Annotated in this window: 13 protein-coding genes and 1 tRNA gene; 10 read left to right on the forward strand and 4 right to left on the reverse strand. The window is 39.4% G+C overall.

Annotated features, from left to right (window positions below):
- Positions 1-57: 57 nt before the first annotated feature.
- The gene (gene serA, locus NE848_RS14590) at positions 58-1,950 is read right to left on the reverse strand and encodes a phosphoglycerate dehydrogenase (protein ID WP_252114936.1); all 1,893 of its coding nucleotides are present in this window, start codon (positions 1,948-1,950) and stop codon (positions 58-60) included.
- Between the two features lie 318 nt (positions 1,951-2,268).
- On the opposite strand from serA, the gene NE848_RS14595 reads away from it, so the two are divergent.
- From NE848_RS14595 to NE848_RS14620, 6 genes are all read left to right on the forward strand, one after another.
- Positions 2,269-2,958, forward strand: a complete 690-nt coding sequence (locus NE848_RS14595) for a TetR/AcrR family transcriptional regulator (RefSeq protein WP_252114938.1) — start codon at positions 2,269-2,271, stop codon at positions 2,956-2,958.
- Entirely contained in the window at positions 2,948-4,612 is a 1,665-nt protein-coding gene (locus NE848_RS14600) for a peptidase domain-containing ABC transporter (protein WP_252114940.1), read from the forward strand. The genes NE848_RS14595 and NE848_RS14600 overlap by 11 nt, the downstream gene beginning before the upstream one ends.
- A gap of 3 nt (positions 4,613-4,615) precedes the next feature.
- Entirely contained in the window at positions 4,616-5,962 is a 1,347-nt protein-coding gene (locus NE848_RS14605; RefSeq protein ID WP_252114942.1) for an HlyD family secretion protein, read from the forward strand.
- Positions 5,959-7,344, forward strand: coding sequence for a TolC family protein (locus tag NE848_RS14610; protein ID WP_252114944.1), 1,386 nt, complete (start codon positions 5,959-5,961; stop codon positions 7,342-7,344). The genes NE848_RS14605 and NE848_RS14610 overlap by 4 nt, the downstream gene beginning before the upstream one ends.
- Positions 7,345-7,655: 311 nt before the next feature.
- Positions 7,656-8,441: a 3-keto-disaccharide hydrolase gene (locus tag NE848_RS14615; protein ID WP_252114946.1), complete on the forward strand. Its 786-nt coding sequence runs from the start codon at positions 7,656-7,658 to the stop codon at positions 8,439-8,441.
- Positions 8,442-8,883: 442 nt separating this feature from the next.
- Positions 8,884-9,375: a hypothetical protein gene (locus tag NE848_RS14620; protein WP_252114948.1), complete on the forward strand. Its 492-nt coding sequence runs from the start codon at positions 8,884-8,886 to the stop codon at positions 9,373-9,375.
- Positions 9,376-9,462: 87 nt separating this feature from the next.
- Here the strand turns inward: NE848_RS14620 and NE848_RS14625 are convergent, their stop codons facing one another.
- The gene (locus NE848_RS14625; protein ID WP_252114950.1) at positions 9,463-9,765 is read right to left on the reverse strand and encodes a hypothetical protein; all 303 of its coding nucleotides are present in this window, start codon (positions 9,763-9,765) and stop codon (positions 9,463-9,465) included.
- A 596-nt stretch (positions 9,766-10,361) separates the two neighbouring features.
- A tRNA-Ser gene (locus tag NE848_RS14630) sits at positions 10,362-10,446 on the reverse strand.
- Between the two features lie 267 nt (positions 10,447-10,713).
- Here NE848_RS14630 and NE848_RS14635 point away from each other — a divergent pair.
- Together NE848_RS14635 and NE848_RS14640 are read left to right on the forward strand one after the other, a co-directional pair.
- Positions 10,714-11,337, forward strand: a complete 624-nt coding sequence (locus NE848_RS14635; protein ID WP_252114952.1) for an SGNH/GDSL hydrolase family protein — start codon at positions 10,714-10,716, stop codon at positions 11,335-11,337.
- A 95-nt stretch (positions 11,338-11,432) separates the two neighbouring features.
- Positions 11,433-12,455, forward strand: a complete 1,023-nt coding sequence (locus NE848_RS14640) for a M28 family peptidase (RefSeq protein WP_252114953.1) — start codon at positions 11,433-11,435, stop codon at positions 12,453-12,455.
- Positions 12,456-12,557: 102 nt separating this feature from the next.
- On the opposite strand, the gene NE848_RS14645 is transcribed toward NE848_RS14640, so the two are convergent.
- Entirely contained in the window at positions 12,558-13,199 is a 642-nt protein-coding gene (locus NE848_RS14645) for a protein-L-isoaspartate(D-aspartate) O-methyltransferase (protein ID WP_252114955.1), read from the reverse strand.
- A 135-nt stretch (positions 13,200-13,334) separates the two neighbouring features.
- Here NE848_RS14645 and NE848_RS14650 point away from each other — a divergent pair, with 135 nt between their 5' ends.
- The gene (locus NE848_RS14650; protein WP_252114957.1) at positions 13,335-14,300 is read left to right on the forward strand and encodes a Gfo/Idh/MocA family oxidoreductase; all 966 of its coding nucleotides are present in this window, start codon (positions 13,335-13,337) and stop codon (positions 14,298-14,300) included.
- A 128-nt stretch (positions 14,301-14,428) separates the two neighbouring features.
- Positions 14,429-15,319 (forward strand): 3-hydroxyacyl-CoA dehydrogenase family protein, encoded by an 891-nt coding sequence (locus NE848_RS14655; RefSeq protein ID WP_252114959.1) that lies wholly within the window; start codon positions 14,429-14,431, stop codon positions 15,317-15,319.
- Positions 15,320-15,339: the final 20 nt, after the last annotated feature.

Consider the following 15,339-nt stretch of genomic DNA (forward strand, 5'->3'; position numbering starts at 1 on the left):
TGTTTAAAATCCAAGGTGCATTATATCTTACAATGTCTGAAAACTAACGACTATAGTCTAATACAACACCCTAAACCTGATGGTTCCCTGTATACCTTTAAGTTCCTTGATCACTTCGTTGTCATATTCCTTATCTATATCGGTGATCACATAACCTATGGTCTCATTGGTCTTAAGATACTGCCCTACGATATTAATATCATGAGCGGCAAGTATCCTGTTAATATGAGCGATGATCCCAGGTTTGTTATGGTGAATATGAATAAGCCTGTGAGCATTCTCAAGGATTGGTAACTGAAGATTAGGGAAATTCACCGAATTTGTTGTACTACCTGTATTGATATACTCGATGATCTTACCCGGAACAAAATTCCCGATGTTCTCCTGGGCCTCTTCTGTACTACCTCCAATATGTGGAGTAAGAATCAGATTAGGGAGACCTCTTAAAGTAGACTCAAATTCTTCCTGATTGGTCTTCGGCTCTTTCGGAAAAACGTCCACTCCGGCACCTTTTATTCTGCCCGATTCCATATGTTTTCTCAGCGCATCCACATCAACCACCTGTCCTCGAGCCAGGTTTAGAAAGATAGAACCTTCTTTCATCCAGCTGAATTCCTTATCTCCTATCATGTTCTTGTTCTCCTTGCGCCCATCAACATGAAGGGTAACTATATCAACTTTCTCGAAAAGTTCCTTAAGGCTGTGGCATTTGGTAGCATTACCCATTGCAAGCTTTTCAACCAGATCGTAATAGTACACATCAAAGCCTATGGCTTCGGCAACTACCGAAAGCTGGGCCCCGATATTCCCGTAGCCTACGATACCCAATTTTTTACCTCTAACCTCATAACTTCCTTTTGCCGATTTATTCCATTCGCCACGATGCATCTCGGCAATGCGGTCGGGAAGGTTTCTCATCAGCAGAATTATCTCCCCAATAGCGAGCTCTACCACAGATCTTGTGTTACTGTAAGGAGCATTAAATACCGCTACTCCCTTTTTAAGACATGCTTCAAGATCTATCTGGTTGGTCCCGATACAAAAAGCTCCCACTCCTATAAGACGGTTGGCATTTTCCAGAACTTTCTCGGTAAGATTTGTTTTAGACCTTATCCCGAGTATGGAAACATCCTTGATCTTTTCGGCCAGTTCTTCTTCATCCAGTGCTCCGGATATTGTGGTCACATTGTAACCCTCATTCTTCATGATGTTCACAGCATCGGAATGCACATTTTCAAGTAATAAAACCTTTATACGGTTCTTTGGATAAGATATGGCTTTGTTCATTTTATGAAGGTATAGGAATTCGTCAAGACTTGGAGTTATATGATCTGCTTTTTCAAGAATATTGTCTCGTTCCACATTTTCAGTAAATGCATAGAACTTATTGGCCAGGCCAGCAGCCTTGATCTCATAATCGTTGTAACCATCACCAATCACATAAACATCACCTTTCAGTTCCAGACGCTTAAGTAATTCCACCTTTCCGTTATTGGAAGAAAGCACATTGTCTTTATCAAAACCCGTTATATTTCCATCGCTGTCGTATTCAAAGGTATTCGCATAAACATTGTCTTTCTTTACCCCCATCTCACTCACAATAGGGTCAATCACCTCTTTGAACCCACTTGAGATAATATAAATACGGTCCTGATATTCCTTAAAGAATTCCTCATTCCTCACGAAGGATACCGAAACCTTTTCACGTAGCATCTCAACCAGTTTGGGAATAGAGTTTTTATGAGCTTCCAGGATTTCCAGGCGCTTTTCAAGCGAATCCCTGAAGGCCAGCTCTCCTTCCATGGCAAGATCTGTAAGATCTTTAAGTTCTTTGAGTTTTTGTTCCTTTTTAGGGTGATTTGCAAGAGATAATTCTCCAAGCACATCCAGGGCTTCAACCTGGGTAAATGTGCTATCAAAATCTATCACAAAATAACGTTTGTTTTCCATGCCTATAATAAAACCAATTGTAATTAATTGGTAAAACTAAGTCTTTTTAAAGCATTTAAAAACAGTCTAAAACACGAAACTTCGAGGCAATTATGATTTCGGCAATTTTAGAACACTTAGATTTTAAATTTGAAAATTTAAGGTCTTATTCCGGGATTTTATTGAATGAACTGCAGGAAATTGAAAAAAGAAATTTTATAAAAAATAAAGATAACCTGGAATTCCTATCTGGAACATCTTCAACGAAAGTTAAAATAATAGTAATACTTTCATTTTTAAAACTTTTACTATTATTTTTGCGTGCGTTAATTTCATGAAATGGAATATATATTACAGGATATCAGAATCGGGATAAATGAAAAGATATTTTTAAAGGACCCGCAATCTACTGAACTAGGCAAAAGAATAGTTCATAATGGCATCAGACTTATCAATGAATCGGGATTTGAAAGTTTCACCTTCAGAAAACTGGGTAAGCGTATAAAATCTAATGAAAGTTCCATCTACCGCTATTTTGAGAACAAGCATAAATTTTTGGTTTATCTCACATCCTGGTACTGGGGCTGGAAAGAATACCAGCTGGTATTTGCTACCAATAGTATTGAGAATGCTAATCAAAAATTATTCACAGCCATAGAGATACTTACCAAACCTGTAGAGCAGGACGAAGCCTTCAAACATATTGATGAGGTGGCCCTCAATCAGATTATCATCAACGAATCTTCCAAGTCCTTTCTCACTAAAGAAGTGGATGCAGAAAACAAGGATGGTTATTTTTTAATCTACAAAAGACTGGTTAACCGGTTAGCAAAAATGATCAAATCAGTAAACCCTAAATATCCATTCCCAAGCAGCCTTGCCAGTATGATAATTGAAGGGTCGCTCCATCAGTATTTTTTAATAGATCACTTTACCTCGATTACTGACTGTAGTAAAAAGGTATCACCCCCAGATTACTTTAAACACCTGGTGGAAAACGTTCTTAAAATTGAAAATAATGGCAGATAATAAAATATCAACCTGGCAACGTTTTCTGGGACTTCTCAAACTCGAGAAGAAGGACTTTATGCAGATTGTTTACTATGCTATTTTCGCAGGTTTGGTGAATCTATCGGTTCCTTTAGGGATCCAGGCCATCGTTAACCTTATCCAGGGTGCACGAATCAGTACCTCATGGATAGTTTTGGTTAGCCTGGTGACACTGGGAGTAGCTTTTGTAGGAATACTTCAGTTAATGCAGATACGCATCCTCGAAAATATTCAACAAAAAATATTCACCCGCGCTTCCTTTGAGTTTGCTTACAGGTTTCCCAAAATAAAGATGAGCGAGTTGCATAACTTCTATCCGCCGGAGCTGGCAAACAGATTCTTCGATGTATTAAGTATTCAGAAAGGAATCTCAAAACTAGTTCTGGATTTCCCGGCAGCCATTTTCCAGATCATATTCGGGTTAATCCTGCTCTCGCTCTACCATCCGTTTTTCATCTTTTATGGGGTTCTTCTTATAACACTTATCTACCTGGTATTCAGGTATACCGGAAAGGCTGGGTTAAATACCAGTATGAAAGAGTCAAAACTAAAGTATAAGATAGCTCACTGGCTTCAGGAGGTGGCCCGAACCCTGATAAGTTTCAAGATCTCCGGAAAAACCAATTTAGCAGTAAACAAAAATGATAAACTAGTAAGCAGTTATCTGGATGCAAGGGAAAGCCATTTCAGGATTCTTAGGATTCAATTCATCCAGATGATAGGTTTTAAAGTACTAATCACCGCCGGTCTGCTCATAATTGGAGGGATACTTGTTCTGAATCAGCAAATGAATATTGGCCAGTTCGTGGCAGCCGAGATCATTATTCTGCTTATTATAAGCAGTGTAGAAAAAATGATCATAGGCCTGGAGAACCTGTATGATATGCTTACTTCCCTTGAAAAACTTGGAGAAGTGGTAGATAAAAAACTGGAATCCATGGAAGGGGATAAAAGTTTTGCTGAAAATTCACACCTGGAAATAGAATTGAAAAATGTAGGTTTTATTGCCAGCGATGGTACCGAGATTTTGAAAAATATCAACCTGAGTATAAGTCCCGGCGATAAAATAATACTGGAAGGCCCTAACGGGTCGGGAAAATCCACTTTACTGAAGATAATTGCCGGCTTACTGGAACCAACTTCTGGTAAGATATATGTCAACGGTATTTCGCTTCAAAATATCAACCTGGGTTATTACCGATCTCTTATAGGCCAATCGCTTACTGAGGAATCACCCTTTGAAGGCAGTCTTCTGGAGAATATAACCTTCGGAGATAAAAACATTCCGCAAAAAGACATTTTTGAAGTGATGAAAAATACGGGACTGACAAATTTTGTAAGACAACAGCCTAAAGGACTGGACGCATTAATTTTTCCGGAAGGCCGGCAACTTGCCTATACCGTCGCGAAAAAGATTGTCCTCGCCAGAAGTATTGTGAAGAAACCTCATTTGCTGGTCCTCAATGAGCCCCTGGATCAGATAGATAAAGACGAAGCCGATAGGATGATGAACTTTTTGTTTTCCGAAGAGAATCCCTGGTCAATTATAGTCACCAGTCAGGACAGGGAATGGAGAAAATATTGTAACCGAAGGATTAGAATTAGTGATGGTGAAATTCAAAACACCCCTTAAGCGATGTTGAACATAACTAAAAACAGCCTGCATGAAAATGTTGACCTTAGCCAGTTTGAGGCGGGTAAAAAAGTTTTTCATAAACGGCATTACAAATATCTCAACCTGTTTCTAAAGATCTTTGCGGTGATAGGCTTGATCATACTTTTTCTACCCTGGACTCAAACTATTTCAGGAACAGGGTCTGTGACCACCTTAACGCCCGATCAGAGGCCTCAAACCATCCAGTCCCCTATTCCTGGACAGATTGCAAAATGGTATGTGAGGGAAGGAGAATTTGTGAAAAAGGGGGACACAATATTACACATTGCCGAGATCAAAAGTGAATATATGGACCCCGATCTAGTGAGAAGAACTGGTGACCAGGTTAAAGCCAAATCTAATTCCCTGGTTTCGTATGACGAGAAAATAAATGCCCTTAATCAGCAGATCACGGCGCTTCAGAATGAAAAGCAGTTGAAACTGGAACAGGCCCGTAATAAACTTCAGCAGGCCAGGTTAAAAACACAAAGTGACAGCATAGACCTGGAAGCCGCCAAGACAAATCTCAGTATCGCCAGAACGCAGTATGAACGTACTAAAAAGCTTCAACAGGAAGGTTTGAAAGCCATGACCGATGTTGAGGAGAAGCGATTAAAATTACAGGAAAATCAGGCTAAATTACTATCGCAGGAGAACAAGTTTATAGCCAGTAGAAATGATATTATAAATGCCAGACTTGAACTCAACCGTATAGAGGCTGAATACAGTGATAAGATCGCTAAAGCACGCAGCGATCGCTCTACAGCGATGTCCATGCGTTACGATACAGAGGCTGAGGTAAGTAAACTGGAAAACGCGTATGTGAACTACGATATCAGGGATGAGCTTTATTTTATCAGAGCACCTCAGGATGGATATATCAATAAAGCTTTAATTGGGGGTATAGGTGAAACTTTTAAGGAAGGAGAAAAACTTGTTAGCATTATGCCTGCAAATTATGACCTGGCGGTGGAAACTTACGTAAAACCGCTTGACCTTCCGCTTTTACATGTTGGAGAGAAAGTAAGGGTAAGATTTGATGGATGGCCAGCGATCGTCTTTAGCGGCTGGCCCAATGTGTCCTACGGAACCTATGGTGCCGAGATTGTAGCCATCGAAAATTATATTAGTGAAAATGGTAAATACCGTGTTCTGCTAGCCCCTGATCCAGACGGTCATCAGTGGCCGGAAGCACTTCGGGTAGGTTCCGGTGCCAATACCCTGGCCCTGCTTGAGGATGTTCCTATCTGGTATGAGATATGGCGTCACCTTAATGGCTTCCCTCCTAATTATTATTCGCCGGAGTCTGAAAATACAGGAAAGCAATGAGAATACTAGGAATATCCATTTTATTCATTTTGTTGCCGCTGACAAATTTTGCACAGGAGTCTGATACCTTATACCTGGAATTTAAAGAATATCTGGATATGGTTAAGGCGAACCATCCGGTAGTGAAGCAGGCCGGTTTACTGTTGGAAAGCGCAGATGCGAATCTTCAAAAAGCCAGGGGAGGCTTCGACCCTAAACTGGAAAGCAATTATGATCGCAAAGAATTTAAAGAGACGGAGTATTTTGATATCCTGAATGCAGGTTTCAAAATACCAACATGGTATGGAATTGAATTAAAAGCCAAGTATGAGAATAACTCAGGGGAATTCCTGAATCCCCAAAACAAGGTGCCAAAAGATGGTCTCTTTGCAGCCGGAATTTCAATACCGGTTGGCCAGGGCCTTTTCATCAATGAGCGTATGGCTGCATTAAAACAGGCCAAAGTATTCAGGAAACAATCACAGGCCGAGCAGCAATTAATGCTCAATGAGATCCTATATGAAGCGGCGACAGCATACTTTGAATGGCAAATGAGTTATCGGGAATTAAAATTATTCCAGGATTTCAGGAAAAATGCTGCATTCAGGTTCAAGGGAGTGAAAACCAGTTTTGAGGCAGGCGACAAACCAGCCATAGATACCGTGGAGGCCCAGATCAGTTTTCAGAACCGGAGGCTTGAATTAGAACAGGCGGAGCTGCAATATATCAAAGCCTCTTTAAAGCTTGGCACTTTTCTCTGGCAGGAAGACAACATTCCTTTAGAATTAGGTGAAAATCTATTCCCTACTCAGAAAACCCTTGAAAACAACCTGGATATTGTTCTGCAGAATGAAGAGCTCGAAACACATCCAAAGATAAGATCACTTAATTATAAACTTGAGGCTCTTGAATATGAAAAGAGACTGAAAGCTAATAAACTTTTGCCTACTCTGGACCTCGAATATAATTTCCTGACCGAAGATTACGAACAGCTGAACAGCCTGAATTATGACGAATATAAATTCGGATTAAAGTTCAGTCTTCCCTTATTTTTAAGGAAGGAGCGTGGCGATCTTCAGCTTAGCAGAATAAAACTGGAAAATGCCGGTTTTGACCTCTATTCTGGTAGACTAGAGTTACGCAATAAGATCCAGTCTATACAGGAACAGCTGAAATCACTTGAAAACCAGAATAAAATGATGAATGATCTGGTGTCTTCATATCGCCGTATGTTAGAGGGGGAAGAACGAAAGCTAGAGCTTGGTGAAAGCAGCATCTTTTTGGTGAATTCAAGGGAGAACAGTCTTATCACTGCAAGACAAAAACAAATAAAACTTCAGAACAAACTTATCCAGACCAGGATCGAGCTATTGAAGGTATTGGCCAGGCTCCAGGAAATTTAGATTGCTATAGAATAGAAAGGAACAAAGGGAACAAAAATGAATATTTCACATTAACTGTTCCCTTTGAGTGTCATACTCTTTATCTGGCATTATCCAGACAATCCACAGGTCTCATCTCAGCCCAACTTAATGTAGCACCCTGAATGACTGTTTTAAAGATACTAAAATTTGGCTCAACAATTCAAATTTAGAATTACTTTAACTCATCAAAATGAAATTAAAAAAACTGTTAGGCGGAAACCTAAAACCATTTTTGATGCTATGCTTACAAAGCTTATTTTAGAAGAATTGAAATAATAAAATCGAATATCATGAAAAGCCCGCTTTTGTGCCTTATTACAGGCTTACTTTTAGTATCTACAGCCACGATGGCTCAAAAAGACTATCCTACCACCCCACCCGAAAAATCTCCCATGCCAATGAAACCGGAAATGACCGAGATATGGGAGCCACAGGTAGAGGTGATAAAGCCAGGTGATAAGCCTGGTGAGGCTCCTTCAGATGCTATCGTCCTTTTTGACGGAAAAGATCTTGACCACTGGGTAAGTCAGAAAGACACTACCCAACCATCACCGTGGAAGATAAAAGACGGATATTTTGAAGTAATACCGGGAACCGGAGGGATACAAACAAAGATGGAATTTGGGGATGTACAAATGCACATAGAATGGAGCGCCCCAGATGAGATTGAGAATTCTGGCCAGGGCCGGGGAAATAGCGGACTTTTCTTCCAGAATCGTTATGAACTTCAGATTTTGGATTCATATAATAATCGCACGTACTCTAACGGGCAGGCGGCCAGTATCTATAAAGATCAACCGCCGCTAGTGAATGCCATGCGCTCTCCAGACAGATGGAATACCTATGACGTAATCTATACGGCTCCCCGATTTAAAAAGAATGGAGACCTGGACACTCCAGCCAGGATTACAGTGCTGCATAACGGCGTGGTTGTACAAAACAATGCTACAATTCATGGGCTTACCTTATATATTGGATTGCATAACTACCCAGAAGCTCATGGCAAGGATGTAATTGCTCTTCAGGATCATGGTACTCCGGTTCAATTCAGGAATATCTGGGTTAGAAAGCTTTAGTTTGCCCTTTTTATAAAAACCCGGTTCTTGTAAATTCAAGGGAACAATATATTTAGGAAATTGAAGAATCAAAAAGCCACTAAAATGTGGGGCTTTTTGTGACTAATTCCTTAATTAATATTTTCTTCTATAAGTCCCTGAAAACATTTGATTAGAACACTTTCCTCATTCATACCAGCCTTTTATTTATAATTTCTAAAATCCTTTATACCAGATTTACTCATTTAATAAATCGGTAAAGAGTGGTACCAATGGTTTTTTTCACAAAAAAAGAAGAAGGCAGAATGTTGCAGAATTCTTTTTTAACTATCGACAAAAAGCAATCACCGGTTAATGTGGAAATGCATTATTTTTCTTAACTTTAGTACTCACTCTTCCCTACCAGGTGTAATTCCCCTAAATCTTACTACATTTCATTGTTTTACACTTAAAACCAATCAGTATGAAAACGCTAATATTTATACTCGGTATTATTTTTACATCGCAGCTTTTTGCCCAACAAACTGAATCAACGCTAAGGTATAAAGATACTTTTGTAAGGGTGTTTGATGCTAACGGGAAGAAAATTGCAAAAGGTAAGATCGTAAATATCAGCGATAATACATTGAGCTTAAAACGTGGGAAAGGATATTCAGAAATCCCAATGGATAAAATTAATCATATCAAGACAAACCATTCTGCAGCCACAAGTGTGCTAGTCCCAGCCCTGGCAGGTGTTATCATTGGAGGAATTATAGGAGCACAGGATGCCGACCCTGATGCCTTGTTTTACCCAACAACCGAAGCAGAAGCCGCTGCAATGGGAGCATTATTGGGTGGTGCCGCCGGAGCGGGCATAGGAGGCTTGAGTTTATTATTCAGAAAAGGAAATGTTTATCATATCCAGGGAAGCCAGGAGGCCTGGAAATATTTCCGGGAGTCGATGGCATTATAGGCCTTAAGGAAAGATTTGACATCATTCTTAATAATTAATACTATTTTATCTAGATTTTACTTAACGGCTTTGCCTGAATCTTCATCTTCAAAATTCAAGCTCATCTTTAAGGGAAATATATTTTAAAAGTCCGCCTAAGGCCATTAGATAAAAGATTCGGTCTATCACGAAAATTTCTATGAACTGCAAATGATAGGCGGCAAAGGCAGCGAGATCTGTTAAAATAAAACCACAGGCCATCAAAAAAAAGGCTGTAGATTTAAAGGAACCATTATCACTTAAATAAATAGCTCCTAACAATAACATGATAATAGCATTGATTCCCTGAAAATAGAAAAGAGCAGAAACCAAAGAGTCATTTAATTCTTTATGAAAAGTTTCTGCAACCATATACAGAAGAAAGAGATTTATTATAAAAACAAAGGATAGAATGATAATCTGAAAAGTGGAAAAGTCATATTTCTTGATCGACTTTTTAGCTTCAATCCCTATTAACAAATATGCTAATCCACGAAATAAAAATTGGAAGATCTTAAACTCTGTAATTTCGTAATTTAATAGGGCTAAATCACTAAAAATCAATAAAGAAAAGATTAATATAAAGAAGATATTTCTATATACTCTAAGGAAAAGGGCAGCTACCGCGAATAGGATAGTCCCAAATAGCCTGACCCAACGGGTATCTATGATGCTCAGTTCAGCAAAAACAAAAAAATTGGCTACGGCAAGGATAGTAATTGCTAAAAAAATAAAAATATCCAGAAGCCGCATAAACAATGATACTAATATTGTTAATTAATTCAAAAACTATCTGATTTTTTTATAATTAATTGAAGTAGGGATTAATATTAAATCATTTGAGTACCAACCTGTTGAAAGAAAAATAAGTAACTCAAAAATAAATGGCATAAATCTTTTTGGTATGCGAGGTACATAGATAATCCAAAAACAAAGCCCCGTCATCATTGCGATAACGGGGCTTTTTGCGGAGGAAGAGGGATTCGAACCCCCGGAGGTGTGACCCTCAACAGTTTTCAAGACTGCCGCATTCGACCACTCTGCCATTCCTCCAGTAAGTCGCAGAACACTTATGCCGTTCCTGCTTAGCGGATGCAAATATAATAAGCTTTTCTAATTTACAACAACTAAACCCTAAACTTTTTTACCTCTTTTTCTTAGCACCTTCTATATCAGCTTTTTTGATATTTTTATCATTCCAAATTTATTCTGACAATAAACCCAGATCTACATCTCATGATAAAATTCCTGCTTTCCTGCACCTGCTTTCTTTTAATTTTCCTTTCTTTAAACGCTCAGCAACCAGATTTTCAAAAATTAATGGAACAAGACTGGGCCCAACTAAAATACTATCAGAAAGAAAACCAGGAGATTCTGAAAAGTTTCAATTGTCCCGATGTAGTCTTTATTGGCAATTCAATTACCGAAGGATGGGCCAAGATGCATCCGGATTTTTTCCATAATAATAACTATCTGGGAAGAGGTATTGGCGGACAAACCACTCCGCAAATGCTTATTCGCTTCACTCCCGACGTGCTGGACCTGAATCCCAAAGCGGTGGTGATCCTGGCGGGCACAAACGACATTGCCGGGAATACCGGTTTTTCTTCAGTCAAAATGGTCACCGATAATATCAAAGCCATGGCTCTGCTTGCTGAGCAGAAAAAAATAAAAGTGATCCTGTGTTCTGTACTTCCGGTGTGTGAATACCCCTGGAGACCAGAGATTGAACCGGTTATAAAAGTGGATACACTCAATTCCTGGATAGAGAATTTTGCCGAAAAACATGGCTTTATCTATGTAGACTTCTTCAGCCCAATGGCGAATTATAAGTTTGGCCTGGATAAAGACTATTCAGAAGATGGGGTTCATCCTAATGAAAAAGGCTATGAGGTAATGGAGCCTCTGGTACAGGCAGCCATAGAAAAAGCTCTGGCCGATTAAATACATTTTTATAGGATTTTTAAGCGTTGAGTTCCTGCTTTTTTAGCTTAAATCTGCTATATTGCCCGGCATTATCTTTAAAATTTAAACTTAAAATGAAAAAAATACTGGTATTGGCCATCCCGGCCATCCTTACTGCATGTAGTGCACAGAATAAAAAGGTAGAGAATGCCGATCCTATGGATTATGCAAATACCATCACTGCAGCTGAACTAAAAGAACATTTGTACACTTTTGCGAGTGATGAATTTGAAGGTCGCGAAACAGGAGAACCGGGACAGAAAAAAGCCGCTGAATATCTTAAAAAGGAATATAAGGAACTTGAGCTTGTCTCCCCAATTGGAGGTGACGACTATTTCCAGGAAGTTCCAACGAGCTACTTTAAACGAGGAAATGTAAAGCCTACCGAAAATGTGGTGGCTTACCTAAAAGGTTCTGAAAAACCTGAAGAGGTGCTTGTAATCTCTTCTCATTATGACCATGTAGGGATAGACGATAACGGAAATATCTATAACGGTGCCGATGATGATGGTTCGGGAACAGTGGGGATCCTTGAGATAGCAGAAGCTTTTGTGGAAGCAAGTAAGGATGGCTATACTCCAAAGAGATCCATCCTTTTCCTTAACGTTACCGGAGAGGAAAAAGGCCTTGTAGGTTCAAAGTTCTATACAGACGAGCCTATCTTCCCTCTAGAAAATACTGTTGCCAACCTGAACATCGATATGATAGGCCGTATTGACCCTCAGCATGCAGGAAATGATAATTATGTTTACCTTATTGGAAGCGATAAACTAAGTACAGACCTTCACCAGTTAAGTGAAGCTGTGAATGCGAGATATATTAATCTTGATCTGGATTACACTTACAACGACGAAAACGATCCAAATCGTTTTTATTACCGAAGTGACCACTATAATTTTGCCAAAAACAATATCCCGATCATCTTCTATTTCAATGGTACTCATGCCGATTACCATAAACCTACCGACACACCAGATAAGATTGAATATGATGTTTTAGCCAAAAGAGCTAAACTGGTTTTTCTAACCGCATGGGAGATCGCGAACCGAGATGCCCGACTGGTGGTAGATAAGGCAGCCGATACTACTGGAAAATAAATAGAATTTTTATACTAAATAAAATTGGCCTCGTTTTGCGGGGCTTTTTTTATTAATTGATAATGAACAATTATCCAACAATCCAAGGATCCAGCAATCCAATTAATTCTTGTCTTCAAGCAAAGGTACAAACCTGAATGCACCAAATTCCTTTTTATCAAATTCCTTGGGAGATTTTCTGATGAATAAATTCATGGTTTGAACATCGGTCCCCACCGGGATCACCATCCTGCCCCCTACTTTTAGTTGCCCAAGCAGGTCTTTCGGAACCTCCGGAGCACCGGCGGTAACTATTATCTTATCAAAAGGAGCATAATCAGGAAGGCCTTTATACCCATCTCCAAAACTAAGATACTTGGGCCTGTAGCCTATTTTTGATAGAAAACTCTTGGTCTTTTTATATAACTCTCGTTGGCGCTCTATACTGTATACCTTTGCGCCGAGTTCACATAGTACTGCGGTTTGATATCCACTACCCGTCCCTATTTCCAGTACTTTATCACCTTTCTTCACCTCAAGAAGTTCGGTCTGGAATGCAACAGTATATGGCTGAGAAATGGTTTGATCAGCAGCGATGGGAAATGCTTTATCCTGGTAGGCATGATCTTCAAAACTACTATCCATAAACAGATGACGCGGGATCTTTCCAATGGCCGCGAGCACCTTTTCATCGGCAATCCCCTTCTTTTTTACGGTCTTTACCAATTGCTGTCTCTTGCCCTGATGTCTGTAGGTATCTTTCAACTCGGTTATGCTTTAATCAGGCTATAAAATTAGGCAAAGAAGCTGATTTATCCCAAGCAATTAGCCGCCGGGATTTGGCCTTATTTTATAAAGTATTTAATATCAAAATGCTATTTTTGTGAAAAATGCAAAAATATGCTGAAAGCAGGAGTCCTGGGCGCCGGCCATCTTGGAAAGATCCATCTGAAACTTTTAAAACAATCCGAAGAATATGAATTGATCGGATTTTATGATGCCAACAAGGAAAATGCCGAAAAAGTAAATTCAGAATTCGGTTATAAAATGTTCGAAAACCTGGACGAACTTATTGCAGAATGCGATATGATAGATGTGGTCACTCCTACGCTTTCCCATTTTGAGGTCGCAAAAAAAGTGATCTCTGCAGGAAAGCACCTGTTTATAGAAAAACCAATCACCAATACATTCGAAGAAGCAGAAGAGCTGATTGAACTGGCCAGTAAACATAAGGTAAAAGGCCAGGTTGGTCATGTGGAACGATTCAACCCTGCTTTTCAGGCGGTATCTGATAGAATAGAGAATCCAATGTTCATTGAGGCTCACCGCTTAGCGGAATTTAATCCGCGTGGGACTGATGTTCCCGTAGTTCTCGATCTTATGATCCATGATATTGATGCCGTTCTAAGTGTGGTAAAATCTGATGTGAAAAAGATCAATGCCAGTGGAGTGGCTGTAATTAGTGATACTCCTGATATAGCCAATGCCCGGATTGAATTTGAGAATGGCTGTGTGGCCAATCTAACCGCTAGCCGTATCTCTATGAAAAACATGAGAAAATCAAGATTTTTTCAGAAGGATGCTTATATCTCTGTAGACTTTCTGGAGAAGAAATGTGAAGTGGTGAAGATGAAGGATGCTCCTAAAAAACCTGATGATTTTGCCATGATACTTCAGAATGCCGAAGGTGTGAAAAAGCAAATCTATTTTGACAATCCTGAAGTATCTCTTAATAATGCAATTCTTGACGAACTTGAAAGTTTTGCAGATGCCATTAATAATGATAAAGAACCGGTAGTCACCATGCAGCAGGGAGCCAAAGCTTTGAAAGTGGCAAACCAGGTAATTGCAGGTTTTAATTTATAAAATTTCAGTTGTTAATGGTTAAAAGCAACTAATACACGAATGATTGAATACAACTATATAACTAAATACTCACAAATCACGGATGATGACTATGAAAAGATTAGTGCATTCGTGGCAAAAATTAAAATATGAAAAACGTTGCAGTAATAGGAGCCGGAACCATGGGTAACGGGATCGCTCATACCTTCGCCCAGTACGGCTATAAAGTTCAGTTGATCGATATTTCTGATGAAAGCCTGAAAAAGGGAATGGATACCATATCCAAAAACCTTGACAGAATGGTGGCCAAGGAAAAGATCACGGAAGAAGAAAAAAACAACACTCTCGAAAATATAACAACCTATACCGATATTTCAGAAGGAGTTGAATATGCAAGCGTGGTGGTTGAAGCGGCTACCGAAAATACCGAGCTTAAATTAAAGATCTTCAGGCATCTTGACCAGCATACTTCAGAAGATACAATTCTGGCTACAAATACCTCCTCTATTTCCATCACCCAGATCGCTTCGGTTGTTTCAAATCCTGAGCGTGTCATCGGTATGCACTTTATGAATCCAGTACCGGTGATGAAACTCGTTGAGATCATCCGTGGTTATAATACCAGTGACGAAGTGACCAAAACCATTATGGAACTTTCTGAAAAACTGAATAAAGTACCGGTAGAGGTAAATGATTATCCGGGCTTTGTGGCCAACAGAATCCTGATGCCAATGATCAACGAGGCCATTGAAACACTTTACAATGGGGTGGCGGGAGTTTATGAAATAGATACGGTGATGAAACTGGGAATGGCCCATCCGATGGGACCGCTACAATTGGCTGACTTTATAGGACTTGATGTTTGTCATTCAATACTTGAAGTGATGTATGACGGATTCAAGGATCCAAAATATGCTCCCTGTCCTTTACTTACCAATATGGTTACAGCGGGGAAAATTGGTGTGAAATCCGGCGAAGGATTCTATGACTATTCTGAAAGCAAAAAAGCCGAAAAGGTTTCTTCTCAGTTTAGCAAGTAGAAGTGAGTATAGAGATATTA

Source organism: Gramella jeungdoensis (assembly GCF_023805255.1).
Classification (GTDB): Bacteria; Bacteroidota; Bacteroidia; order Flavobacteriales; family Flavobacteriaceae; genus Christiangramia; species Christiangramia jeungdoensis.

Bases quoted from the DNA above. Each gene is read 5' to 3' on its own strand.
- NE848_RS14610 (WP_252114944.1), top strand. From the start codon at position 5,959: ATGAGAATACTAGGAATATCCATTTTATTCATTTTGTTGCCGCTGACA.
- NE848_RS14655 (WP_252114959.1), top strand. From the start codon at position 14,429: ATGAAAAACGTTGCAGTAATAGGAGCCGGAACCATGGGTAACGGGATC.
- NE848_RS14615 (WP_252114946.1), top strand. From the start codon at position 7,656: ATGAAAAGCCCGCTTTTGTGCCTTATTACAGGCTTACTTTTAGTATCT.
- NE848_RS14640 (WP_252114953.1), top strand. From the start codon at position 11,433: ATGAAAAAAATACTGGTATTGGCCATCCCGGCCATCCTTACTGCATGT.
- serA (WP_252114936.1), bottom strand. From the start codon at position 1,950: ATGGAAAACAAACGTTATTTTGTGATAGATTTTGATAGCACATTTACC.
- NE848_RS14595 (WP_252114938.1), top strand. From the start codon at position 2,269: ATGGAATATATATTACAGGATATCAGAATCGGGATAAATGAAAAGATA.
- NE848_RS14625 (WP_252114950.1), bottom strand. From the start codon at position 9,765: ATGGTTGCAGAAACTTTTCATAAAGAATTAAATGACTCTTTGGTTTCT.
- NE848_RS14635 (WP_252114952.1), top strand. From the start codon at position 10,714: ATGGAACAAGACTGGGCCCAACTAAAATACTATCAGAAAGAAAACCAG.
- NE848_RS14600 (WP_252114940.1), top strand. From the start codon at position 2,948: ATGGCAGATAATAAAATATCAACCTGGCAACGTTTTCTGGGACTTCTC.
- NE848_RS14650 (WP_252114957.1), top strand. From the start codon at position 13,335: ATGCTGAAAGCAGGAGTCCTGGGCGCCGGCCATCTTGGAAAGATCCAT.
- NE848_RS14620 (WP_252114948.1), top strand. From the start codon at position 8,884: ATGAAAACGCTAATATTTATACTCGGTATTATTTTTACATCGCAGCTT.
- NE848_RS14605 (WP_252114942.1), top strand. From the start codon at position 4,616: ATGTTGAACATAACTAAAAACAGCCTGCATGAAAATGTTGACCTTAGC.